Genomic DNA, 10,971 nt, shown 5'->3' on the forward strand with positions numbered 1-10,971 from the left:
AGGACGACCCGCGCGCCCGCCTCCGCGGCGGCGCGGGCGGCGGCCTCGACGGCGGGCAGCGGCACCTCCAGCTGGAACGACACGACGGACGCCCGGCCGATCATGTCGGCGGCCGCGGCGATGTCCTCCGGCGCGAGCCGGGCGTTGGCGCCGGGCGAGACGATGATGCTGTTGTCGCCGTCCGGCCCGATCGTGATCAGCGCGACGCCGCTCGGGGCGCCCTCGGTGACCGTGAGGTGGGCGAGGTCCACGCCGTCGGCGGCCAGGGCGCCGCGCAGCAGCTCGCCGTGCCCGTCGTCGCCGATCCGCCCGACGATGCCGACCCGCCCGCCGAGCCGGGCCGCCGCCACGGCCTGGTTGGCGCCCTTGCCGCCGGGCAGGGTGGCGAGGTCGGAGCCGAGCACGGTCTCCCCCGGCGCGGGTCTCCGCTCGACGCCGACCACCAGATCCGCGTTGACCGACCCGACGACGACGACTTCCCAGCTCCGCGAGCGTTCTTCGTTCACGGACAACCGACTACACGGGCCGGGTCGTCCGGCGCAACCCGGAGGCGGTCACCGGGTCCGCAGCTCGGCCAGGTCGACCACCTCCGCCAGGCTCTCCACGGACGGGTAGTAGCCGCGCCCGACGAGCGCCCCGTTCCGCGTCACCAGGAACGCGCTGTGCCCGAGCACGCCGGCGCGCTCGGCCAGCACCCGGTGCGCCCCGCTCAGCCGCACGGCCCGCACCCGCAGCCCGCCGGGCCCCGCCCAGCTCCCCCGATCCTCCCCCATGCACGCAACGTTACGTTCAGCTACTTTCCGTTAGATCTCCGGGGTCGCGGGACCGATGAGTTCCACCCCCCGCGCCCGTCTGTACCGGTGTCCCCTGAACAGCTTCGGAAAGGCGATGACATGGCGCTGGTAGTGGCCGAGATGACGATGTCCCTGGACGGCTACATCGCCGACCCCTCCGACGGCGTGGACGAGCTGTTCGGCTGGTACTCGGACGGCCCGGTGACCGTCCGGACGCGGAATCCCGAGATGTCGTTCCACGTCTCCGAGGCGAGCGCCGCGCACATCCGCGAGACGATGGACGGCATCGGGGCGATCCTCACCGGACGCCGCCTCTACGACCTCACGAACGGCTGGGACGGCGTCCATCCGCTCGGCGGCGAGGTCTTCCTCGTCACCCACCGGGCGCCCGAGGACCCCCCGCCCGGTGTCACGGTCATCACCGGCGGCATCGAGGAGGCCGTCGCCGCCGCCTCGGCGGCGGCGGGCGGCGGCATCGTCGGCGTGGGCGGCGCGGCCACCGCCCAGTCGTGCCTGGAGGCGGGGCTGCTGGACGAGGTCCGCGTCAACCTCGTCCCCGTCCTGCTCGGCGAGGGCATCCCGTACTTCTCCGGGCCGTCCACCGCCCCCGTCCGGCTCGGCACCCCGCACCGCGTGATCGAGGGGGTCGGCGTCACCCACCTCTACTACCGCGCCCGCTGAGCGGTGCGGGTCAGGGCCTCACCTCGACCATCTCCATCTCCAGCAGGCCGGCGAGGGCCTTCAGGTCGGCGACGCGGTGGCCGGTGCCGAGGGCCCAGTGGTGGGAGATCCCGGTGGCGCTCCACGCGTCGGTCCACTCGCCCGGGTCGCAGCCGAAGTCGACGCGGGAGGTGGTGTTGCCGATCCGCAGCAGCGGGCCGTCCACGGTCTCGCCCTCGGACGCGGCGAACGCGAACCGGCCGTCGCGGCGCTGGATGATCCCGAACGCGGTGACGGGGCCGTGCTTGACGTCGAACTCGACGGACACTCCGTAGCCGCGCTTGCCGTGGTAGACGCCGAGGCCGCGCAGCAGCGGGCGGCGGGCGCTGATCGCCAGGTGGGCGGGCCCGTCGTGGCCCATCTCGACGTGGCCGCGGTGGAAGTCCAGGGCCTGCAGCTCGGTGAAGGAGCCGCCCGCGCCGAGCCGGTCGGCGATGAGCATGGCGAGGGCCGTGCGCAGCTCGTACTCCCCGGCGGCGGGGATCCCGCGCGCGGTGAGCAGCGACGCGCCGAGGATCATCCCGGCGCCGAGCCGCTCGTGGATCTCGCCGTCCAGGCCCCGGTGGTAGTAGGCGAGGCTGTCGAGCTCGAAGTCCGCCACGAGCCGGTCGAGGCCGACCGCGACGCGGGCCGCCCAGGTCAGGTCGTCGTCGTTGACGGAGGGGTCCAGCTCGAAGACCTTCTCCGCCTCGGCCTTCTTCGCCGCGGCCTCGGCGTCGGTGACCTTCTCCACGCGGACGCGCAGGTCGTCGAACTCCAGCACCTCCACGTGCCCGCCGAAGTTGGCGCTGACGAGCGAGAGGTCGGTGGCGACGTCCAGCATGCCCGGGTACAGGTGGCCCATCAGGCCGTGCCGGCCGCGGCGCAGCGCGGCCCGGACCCCGGCGGCCCGCACCCAGCGCCCGATCTTCGCCCAGGCCCGCTCGTCCTCCAGGTACCCCGACACCGAGCGGAACGGGACGCCGTGCCGCTCGAACGCGTTGGCCATCTCGGGCAGCGGGCAGGCGCCGCAGTAGGCGAGCCACTGCCCGGTGTCGAAGGCGGCGTGGTCCATCGACTCGGTCGGCTGCAGGTTGATCAGCAGGACCGGCGCGTCCGCCCGCTGCGCGACGGGGACCAGCATCGACGCGGTCATGTAGGTGGTGAGGAAGCCGACGATGATGTCGCAGCCGGCGGCGCGGAGCTTCTCGGCGGCCGCGGCGCCCTCCTGCGCGTCGGAGATGAAGCCGGCGTCGACGACCTCGGCGCCGAGCCCGCGCATCCGCTCCGAGACCCGCTCGGCGGACCGCCTGAGCTGCGGGAGCAGGTCGGGGAACTGCGGCCAGTAGGCGCCCAGCCCGCCGGCCACCAGGCCGACCTTGACCGGCGGCCCGCTCCGGGACGGCGTCGTCACGGGCTGCGATGCGTTGTCCGTCATGATCCTCCTGTCGGTCCCGTCAGCGCAGGAACGCCGCGGCGACCCCCGCGTCCACGGGGATGTGCAGGCCGGTGGTGTGGGTCAGGTCCCCGCCGGTGAGGGCGAAGACGGCGGCGGCGACGTGCTCGGGCAGCACCTCGCGCTTGAGCAGCGTCCGCCGCGCGTAGAACTCGCCGAGCCGCTCCTCCTCGACGCCGTAGACGGCGGCGCGCTCGGCGCCCCAGCCGCCGGCGAAGATCCCGGAGCCCCGCACGACCCCGTCGGGGTTGACGCCGTTGACGCGGATGCCGTGCTCGCCCAGCTCGGCGGCGAGCAGCCGCACCTGGTGGGCCTGGTCGGCCTTTGTGGCGCCGTAGGCGACGTTGTTCGGCCCGGCGAACACCCCGTTCTTGGACGAGATGTAGACGATGTCGCCGCCCGTCCCCTGCTCGATCATGACGCGGGCGGTCTCGCGCGAGACGAGGAACGAACCGCGCGCCATGACGTCGTGCTGCAGGTCCCAGTCGGCGGCGGTCGTCTCCAGCAGCGGCTTCGAGATCGACAGCCCGGCGTTGTTGACGACGAGGTCGACGCCGCCGAAGGCGAGGACCGCGTCGCGGACGGCGGCGGCGACCTCGTCTTCGGACGTGACGTCGGCGCCCACGGCGACGGCGGCGTCCGAGGCGCGCAGCGCACCGGCGCCGATCCCGGCGGCGACCTTCGCGGCGGCCGCGGCGTCGCGGTCGGCGACCACGACGCAGGCGCCCTCGGCGGCCAGGCGGCGGGCGGTGGCGGCGCCGATGCCGGAACCGCCGCCGGTGACCAGCGCGACCCGCGTGGCCAGCGGCTTCGGCTTCGGCATCCGGCGGAGCTTCGCCTCCTCCAGCTCCCAGTACTCGATGCGGAACTTCTCCGCCTCGTCGATCGGCGCGTAGGACGACAGCGCCTCCGCGCCGCGCATCACGTTGATCGCGTTGACGTAGAACTCGCCGGCGACCCGGGCGGTCTGCTTGTCCGCGCCGAAGGAGAACATGCCGACGCCGGGGACGAGGACGATCGCCGGGTCCGCGCCGCGCATCGGCGGCGAGTCCGGGGCGGCGTGCCGGTCGTAGTAGGCCGCGTACTCCTCGCGGTAGGCGGCGTGGAGTTCGCGGAGGCGGGCCCGGACGTCGTCGAGCGGCGCGTCCGGCGGCAGGTCCAGCACCATCGGGCGGACCTTGGTGCGCAGGAAGTGGTCCGGGCAGGACGTGCCGAGCGCGGCGAGCCGCGGGTGCTCGGCGCGGGACACGAAGTCGAGGACGGGCTCACTGTCGGTGAAGTGCCCGACCTGCGGCCGGTCGGTGGACGCCAGGCCCCGCAGCAGCGGGAACAGCGCGGCGGCGCGGGCGCGCCGCTCCTCCTCGGGCAGCGTCCGGTGGACGACCTCGCCGAAGGGGTCGGCCTTCCCGTGCTCGGCGATGTAGGCCTCGGCGGTGCGGATGATGTCCAGCGAGTTGGCCTGGCACTCCTCGCTCGTGTCGCCCCAGGCGGTGATCCCGTGGCCGCCGAGGACCACTCCGATCGCCTGCGGGTTCGCCCTCTTGATCTCGGCGATGTCCAGGCCGAGCTGGAAGCCGGGACGCCGCCACGGCACCCACGCGACCCGGTCGCCGAAGATCCGCCGGGTGAGCTCCTCCCCGTCCGCCGCCGTCGCGATCGCGATGCCGGAGTCGGGGTGCAGGTGGTCGACGTGCGCGGCGTCGACCAGGCCGTGCATCGCGGTGTCGATCGACGGCGCCGCGCCGCCCCTGCCGTGCAGGCAGTAGTCGAACGCGGCGACCATCTCGTCCTCGCGCTCGACGCCCGGGTACACGTCCACCAGGGCCCGCATCCGGTCGAGCCGCAGGACGGCCAGGCCCTGCTCGGTGAGGGTGCCGAGGTCGCCGCCGGAGCCCTTCACCCACATCAGCTCGGCGTCGCGGGCCGTCACGGGGTCGGTGACGGTGCCCTTGGCCGAGGCGTTGCCGCCCGCGTAGTTGGTGTTGCGCGGGTCCGAGCCGAGGGTGTTGGCCCGTTCCAGCAGCTGCTCCACCTCGGGTGGAGTGGCGGTCATTGGACTTCTCCCAACGTGGGTCACTTGCGTGCGTGGAATCGGTAGGTCCCGGAGACGGCCTCCAGCCGGACGGTGCCGTCCCCGGCGCCGAGGACGCGGACGCCCTCGGCCGAGCCGGCGGGCCGCCCGCTCTCGCTGACCCGCTCCGCCGCGGCGGCGGGCAGCTCGATCTCCGCGGTCGCGCCGACCGGGACGGTCACGTGCAGCGCGAACCCGGCACCGGACCGCGTCCAGCGCACCGATACCCGCCCGTGCGGGGTGGGCATCGACGCGGTCACCGAGGTCAGGTCCCCGAGCGGCTTGGGGGCGACCGTGATCCGGTCGTACCCGGGTGCGGCCGGCCGGATCCCGGCCAGGTCCTCCTGGAACCACTCGCCGATGGCGCCGCCGAGGAACACGTGGTCGCGGGAGCGGGCGTCCAGGTCCCAGCGCTCCCACAGCGTGGTCGCGCCGTTGTCGACCCAGTAGCCCCAGCTCGGGTAGCTGCGCTGGTTCGCGATCTTGAAGGCGAGCTCGCCGTGGCCGCGCGCGGTCAGCTCGGTCAGCAGGTACTTCGTGCCGAGCGCCCCGGTGTTCAGGTGGTCGCCGCGCTCCCTGACGTCGCGGACGAGCCGGTCGGTGACGGCCTGCTGCGACTCCTCCGGCGCCAGGCCGAGGGCGAGCGCGATCAGCGCCGAGGTCTGCCGGTAGCCGGGGTCGGTGTCGGTGACGTAGGCGTCGCCGCGCAGGAACTCCCGGTTGAACGCCTCCTTCATCGTCGCGGCGGCGGCGCGGTAGCGGGCCGCGTCCCCGCCGTGCCCGAGGACCTCGGCGATGTCGGCCATGACCAGCGTGTTGGAGTAGGTGTAGGCGGTACCGTGCAGCCGCTTGTCCTCCGGGGTGTTGCCGCCGTAGCCGGGGGCCAGGTAGTCGTTCAGCCGGCTCGGGTAGATGCCGTCCTCGCCGCGCGTGAGCCAGTCGTCCAGGTAGCGGCGCATGGCCGGGTAGTTGTCCGACAGGACGTCGCGGTCGCCGTACCGCTCGTACATCAGCCACGGGATGACGGTGAACGAGGCGTGCCACGGCGGCGAGGGCCACCCGTCCCCGAGGCCCCAGCCGTTGTCGGGGACGATCGCCGGGACCAGGCCGTCCGGTCCCTGGCTGTCGCGGTGGTCGGTCATCCACTTGGCGAACAGCCGGCGCAGGTCGTAGCGGCCCATCTCCATCTCGGCCATGAGCTGCGCGTCGCCCGTCCATCCGTTCTTCTCGTACATCGGGGTGTCGGTCGGGATGCCGTGCCAGTTGTTGACGACGGTCTGCCGGGTGATCTTCTCCACCGTGTTGAACAGGCGGTTGGAGCTGCGGAACGTCCCGTTCGCCCGCAGGTCCGTGCGGACCTCGCGCCCGTCCAGGTCGGCGGCCGTGGGCGCCTCACCGGGCCACCCGGTCACCTCCACGTACTGGAAGCCCTTGTAGCTGTAGCGGGCCTCCCAGCTTTCGGTGCCGCGCCCGGACAGGACGTACTCGTCGATCTGGAAGCGTCCGGTGACGTGCCCGCTCTCGGCCAGGACCGTGCCGTCGTCCTTGAGCCGCTCCCCGTACTTGAGGGAGATCTTCGTGCCCGCCGGGCCGCGCGGGCGGATGCGGGCCCAGCCGGCGATGTTGCGCGGCAGCTTGAAGACGTACGTCCCCTCCTTGGGGTTGGTGACCGCGACCGGGCGGAGGGTGTCGGTGACCCGGATGGGCTCGTGCTCCTCGGGGACGACGGTGTCCGCGGGCGCGGTGAGGGTCGCCGCCGGCTCCCAGGGCGAGGCGTCGAAGCCGGGCCGGTCCCAGCCGGGCTTCTCCTCGCGGGCGTCGTAGGTCTCGCCGCCGTAGAGGGAGTCGTAGCGCACCGGCCCCTCGGCGTACCGCCACCGGCCGTCGGTCGCGACGGTCGAGGTGCTGCCGTCGCGGTAGGTGACGACGAGCTGCGCCAGGAGCCGGGGTTCGGCGGTCCAGGGGGTGGCGTGCCAGTTCCACACGTTCTGCTGGGTCATGCCGTAGAAGCCGCGGCCGAGCCGCGCCCCGATCACGTTGTCCCCGCGCCGCAGCATCCGGGTGACGTCGCGGGTGACGTACTGGACGCGCTTGTCGTACCGGACGAAGCCGGGTTGCAGCACCTCGTCCCCGACGCGCCTGCCGTTCAGGGACAGCTCGACGTAACCGGCCGCCGCCGCGTACAGCCGCGCCCTGGCGACCTCCTTGCCGGGGACGGTGAAGTCGCGGCGCAGGAGCGGCTCCGGACGGGTCGGCTTCTCGGGCTTCACCTCGCCCCAGGGGGCACCGCCCCAGGCCGCCAGCACCTTCGCCTTCTCCCAGCCGGCGTCGTCGAAGCCGGCGGCCCGCCAGTCGCCCGACGGCTCCTCGTCCACCGAACGCCAGTCCGCACCGGTGTCGAACCGCTCCGGGTCCCGGCCGGGCAGTTCCAGCCGTCCGAGGAGTCCGGCGGGGCTCGGCCTGCCGTTGGTGGCCGCGACGGCGATGACGTTGCGCCCCTCGCGGAGCTTCGGCGTCACGTCGACCACGACGGGCCGCTTCCAGTTCTCCTGGGCCGGGTCGGGGTCGCGTCCCCCGGCCTCGGCCCCGTTCACCCAGGCGGTGAAGCCGTCGTCGGCGGTCATGACCAGGCGGGCGCCGTCGGGAACCGACGCCAGGTCGAACGTCCCGCGGAAGTAGCGCGTCCCGGCGGGCGCCTCGGTCGCCGGGTCTCCCTCCGGGTACCAGATCCAGCTGGTGCCGGCGAGGTCGGGGCTCGACGCGGCGTCGCCGGGAGCGCCGATCCACGAGCCGCGCCAGCCGTCCCCGGCGAGCGCGGTCTCGAACCAGGTCTTTCCGCTCCAGCGCGTCCAGTCGCCTTCGGCGTCGGCGACCTTGACCCGCCAGGTGTAGCGGGTGGCGGGCTTGAGCGCGGGCCCGCCGTAGCGGACGTCGTGGGAGCGGGCCCCGGACACGGGTCCGGAGTCCCAGATCGTGCGGTCCCCGTCAGCGGTGGCGACGGAGATGCGGTAGGCGCTCTGCCGCTGGCCGCGCTCCTTGGAGGTCAGCAGCCAGCCGAACCGGGGCTCCGGGTCGGAGACGGCGATCGGGGTGGTGGCGTGTTCGGTCTCCAGCCCGGCGACCCGCAGCTCCGCCCTCTCCCGCGCGTGCGCGGGAGAGGCGAGGGAGAGAACGAGCCCGGCGGAGACGGCGGCGGCGGTCCAACGGCGTTTCGAGGTGGGGGGCATCCTCAGCGCTCCTTATCGTGGGTCAGGCGCCCCAGCCGGCGGCCTGACCGTCCTTGCGCTCCTCGACGACGCGCTCGAAGTAGCCGGACGCCTTGTAGGCGGCGACCGGGTCGGGGTGCAGGCCCATCTCCTCGCGCAGTTCCGCGAGCAGCGGGCGGACGTCGGTGTTGTAGGCGTCCATGAACACCCCGTTGGCCTCCAGCACGTCACCGGACGCCTGCGCGGCCGACAGCGCATCCCGGTCCACGAGCAGCGCCTTCGCGGTGGCCTCCTGGACGTTCATCACCGAGCGGATCTGCCCCTGGATCTTCGGCTCGACGTTGTGGCACTGGTCGAGCATGAACGCGACGCCCGTCTCTTCGTCGTACCCGCCGCCGCGGACCACCTCGTACATGATCCGGAACAGCTGGAACGGGTCGGCGGCGCCGACCATCAGGTCGTCGTCGGCGTAGAAGCGGGAGTTGAAGTCGAACCCGCCGAGCTTCCCCTCGCGCAGCAGGAACGCGACGATGAACTCGATGTTGGTGCCGGGGGCATGGTGCCCGGTGTCCACGACGACCTGCGCCTTCGGGCCGAGCTTGACGCAGTGCGCGTAGGAGGCGCCCCAGTCCGGCACGTCCGTCATGTAGAAGGCGGGCTCGAACAGCTTGTACTCCAGCAGGAACCGCTGGTCGTCTCCGAGCCGCTCGTAGACGGCGGCGAGGGCCTCGGCCATCCGGTCCTGGCGGGTGCGGATGTCGTCCTGCCCCGGGTAGTTCGTGCCGTCGGAGAACCACAGCTTCAGGTCTCGGGAACCGGTCAGGTCCATGATGTCGACGGCTTCGAGCAGGTGGTCGAGAGCCTTGCGGCGGACGGCGGGGTCGGGGTTGGTGACGCTGCCGAGCATGTAGTCGTCGTCCTGGAAGACGTTGGTGTTGACGGCGCCGATCCGCACCCCCCGCTCCTCGGCGTAGGCGGCCAGCGCGGTGTAGTCGTCCACCCGGTCCCACGGGATGTGCACGGCCACCTTGGGCGCGACGCCGGTGAACCGGTGCACCTGCGCGGCGTCGTCGATCTTCTCCTGCGGGGTGCGCGGCACGCCCCGCTGGGCGAAGACCTTGAACCGGGTCCCCGAGTTCCCGTACGCCCACGAGGGAGTCTCGATCTGCTGGCGGCGCAGGGCGTCCTTCACCGCACTGGTGTCGTTCACTGTTACCTCTTTCAGATGCTCTCTGGGGCCGGCCCCGGGAGGGTCAGTCCAGGTGGAAGACCTCGGGGAGCGGCCGCATCCCCTCGTCGGGGCGGTCGTCGAGGTCCTCGAAGTACGGCGCCATCTCGGCCTGCCACCGCGCGTTGACCTCGGTGCGGGCCATCCGCTCCTGCGCGGCCTCGAAGTCGTCGGTCTCCAGGTAGCCGACGAGGAGGCCGTCCTCGCGCAGGAACAGCGAGTAGTTGTGCCAGCCGGATTCGCGCAGGGCGTCCCGCATGTCGGGCCAGACCGCCTGGTGGCGCAGCTTGTACTCCTCCAGGCGGTCCTGCCTGACCTTCAGCAGGAAGCAGACGCGCTTCCTCTCCATCGCGCGCCGTCAGAAGTCGTAGTCGTCGATGTTCTTCTTCTCGAAGACCGTCGGCGGGCCGAGGATGATCTCGCCGTTGGCGCCGATGGTGCGCTCGCCGAGCTTGCCGGCCTTGAACTTCTGGCCCTCCGCGCCGGTGATCTGGCCGGAGGCCAGCGCGCCCGCCGCGTACCCGGCGAGGTAGCCGAGGTTCGCCGGGTCCCACAGCGCGAACTTGTCGACCGTGCCGTCCTTGATGAACTTGCGCATCTGGTTCGGCGTGCCGAGGCCGGTCAGCGCGACCTTGCCCTTGTACCCGGAGCCGGAGATGTAGCGGGCCGCGGCGGCGATGCCGACGGTGGTCGGCGAGATGATGCCCTTGAGGTTCGGGTACGCCTGCAGCAGGCCCTGCGTCTGCTGGAACGACTTCTGGTCGTCGTCGTCGCCGTACGCGACCTTGACGAGCTTCATCTTCGAGTACTCGGGCTTCTTCAGCTCGTCCTGCATGAACTTGATCCACGTGTTCTGGTTCGTGGCGTTCGCGGTCGCGGACAGGATCGCGATCTCGCCCTCGGCGCCGATCTGGTCGGCGAGCAGCTTGACCTGGCTGCGGCCGATGTCCTCCGAGGACGCCTGGTTGATGAACACGTCCCGGCACTCGGGGTTGGTGTCGGAGTCGTAGGCGACGATCTTGATGTCCTTGGACATCGCCTGCTTGAGCGGCCCGCACACCGCGTTCGCGTCGTTGGCGGCGATGAGGATCGCGTCGTGCTGCTGCTGGATGAGCGTGTTGATGTAGGAGACCTGCGAGGACGCCGACGCGTCTGACGGGCCGACCTCCTTGGCCTCCGCGCCGAACTCCTCGGCCGCCGCGATGCCGGCGTTGTCGACGATCGTGGAGTAGGGGTTGTTGACCTGCTTCGGCAGGAACGCGATCTTCAGGTCCTTCTTCATCGGGGCGTTCGGGTCCGCCGTGGCGTTCCCTCCCGACTTGCCCTCCCCCGACGCGGACGAGGAGTCCTTGGTGGTTCCGCCGCAGGCGGCCAGGGCGAGGGCCAGGACGCCCGCCGCGGCCGTGGCCGTCAACCGGGCCGCCAGACCTCGCGGGGCGCGCGAACGAGTGGTCATCTGGGTGCCTTTCATTCCGGGTCTTGCTTCGGGGGTGGGTGGAGGGGTCACGGCGCGGCGG

Annotated in this window: 9 protein-coding genes; 1 reads left to right on the forward strand and 8 read right to left on the reverse strand. The window is 72.5% G+C overall.

The features are described 5' to 3' along the window. Nucleotides 1–506 (reverse strand): PfkB family carbohydrate kinase (locus tag IEZ03_RS37355; protein ID WP_229807868.1); only part of this gene is annotated, 506 nt, incomplete at its 3' end. 48 nt (nt 507–554) lie between these two features. Next, nucleotides 555–773: a hypothetical protein gene (locus IEZ03_RS00130; protein WP_184883215.1), complete on the reverse strand. Its 219-nt coding sequence runs from the start codon at nt 771–773 to the stop codon at nt 555–557. Between the two features lie 120 nt (nt 774–893). On the opposite strand from IEZ03_RS00130, the gene IEZ03_RS00135 reads away from it, so the two are divergent. Further along, nucleotides 894–1,475, forward strand: a complete 582-nt coding sequence (locus IEZ03_RS00135) for a dihydrofolate reductase family protein (protein WP_221480650.1) — start codon at nt 894–896, stop codon at nt 1,473–1,475. Between the two features lie 10 nt (nt 1,476–1,485). Here the strand turns inward: IEZ03_RS00135 and IEZ03_RS00140 are convergent, their stop codons facing one another. Genes IEZ03_RS00140 through rhaS form a run of 6 tightly spaced genes read right to left on the reverse strand, consistent with a single transcriptional unit; the run spans nt 1,486 to nt 10,910 of the window. Then, nucleotides 1,486–2,931, reverse strand: a complete 1,446-nt coding sequence (locus tag IEZ03_RS00140; RefSeq protein WP_184883213.1) for an L-fucose/L-arabinose isomerase family protein — start codon at nt 2,929–2,931, stop codon at nt 1,486–1,488. A 19-nt stretch (nt 2,932–2,950) separates the two neighbouring features. Then, nucleotides 2,951–5,002 carry a bifunctional aldolase/short-chain dehydrogenase gene (locus IEZ03_RS00145; protein ID WP_184883212.1) on the reverse strand — a complete coding sequence of 684 codons (2,052 nt, stop codon included), beginning with the start codon at nt 5,000–5,002 and terminating at the stop codon, nt 2,951–2,953. A gap of 20 nt (nt 5,003–5,022) precedes the next feature. Then, complete coding sequence (locus tag IEZ03_RS00150; protein WP_184883210.1) at nt 5,023–8,247, reverse strand: family 78 glycoside hydrolase catalytic domain; 3,225 nt, start codon at nt 8,245–8,247, stop codon at nt 5,023–5,025. A gap of 22 nt (nt 8,248–8,269) precedes the next feature. After that, nucleotides 8,270–9,436 carry an L-rhamnose isomerase gene (rhaI, locus tag IEZ03_RS00155; protein WP_184883208.1) on the reverse strand — a complete coding sequence of 389 codons (1,167 nt, stop codon included), beginning with the start codon at nt 9,434–9,436 and terminating at the stop codon, nt 8,270–8,272. A 43-nt stretch (nt 9,437–9,479) separates the two neighbouring features. Continuing rightward, nucleotides 9,480–9,803: an L-rhamnose mutarotase gene (locus IEZ03_RS00160; protein ID WP_184883206.1), complete on the reverse strand. Its 324-nt coding sequence runs from the start codon at nt 9,801–9,803 to the stop codon at nt 9,480–9,482. A 9-nt stretch (nt 9,804–9,812) separates the two neighbouring features. Further along, nucleotides 9,813–10,910, reverse strand: a complete 1,098-nt coding sequence (gene rhaS / locus IEZ03_RS00165; protein ID WP_184883204.1) for a rhamnose ABC transporter substrate-binding protein — start codon at nt 10,908–10,910, stop codon at nt 9,813–9,815. Between the last annotated feature and the right edge of the window lie 61 nt (nt 10,911–10,971).

The organism is Actinomadura livida, from assembly GCF_014648675.1.
Classification (GTDB): Bacteria; Actinomycetota; Actinomycetes; order Streptosporangiales; family Streptosporangiaceae; genus Spirillospora; species Spirillospora livida.

What these genes read in the sequence shown, in the direction of transcription:
- IEZ03_RS00160 (WP_184883206.1), bottom strand. Translation starts at nt 9,803, where the DNA reads ATGGAGAGGAAGCGCGTCTGCTTCCTGCTGAAGGTCAGGCAGGACCGC.
- IEZ03_RS00130 (WP_184883215.1), bottom strand. Translation starts at nt 773, where the DNA reads ATGGGGGAGGATCGGGGGAGCTGGGCGGGGCCCGGCGGGCTGCGGGTG.
- IEZ03_RS00135 (WP_221480650.1), top strand. Translation starts at nt 894, where the DNA reads ATGGCGCTGGTAGTGGCCGAGATGACGATGTCCCTGGACGGCTACATC.
- IEZ03_RS00150 (WP_184883210.1), bottom strand. Translation starts at nt 8,247, where the DNA reads ATGCCCCCCACCTCGAAACGCCGTTGGACCGCCGCCGCCGTCTCCGCC.
- IEZ03_RS00145 (WP_184883212.1), bottom strand. Translation starts at nt 5,002, where the DNA reads ATGACCGCCACTCCACCCGAGGTGGAGCAGCTGCTGGAACGGGCCAAC.
- rhaS (WP_184883204.1), bottom strand. Translation starts at nt 10,910, where the DNA reads ATGACCACTCGTTCGCGCGCCCCGCGAGGTCTGGCGGCCCGGTTGACG.
- IEZ03_RS00140 (WP_184883213.1), bottom strand. Translation starts at nt 2,931, where the DNA reads ATGACGGACAACGCATCGCAGCCCGTGACGACGCCGTCCCGGAGCGGG.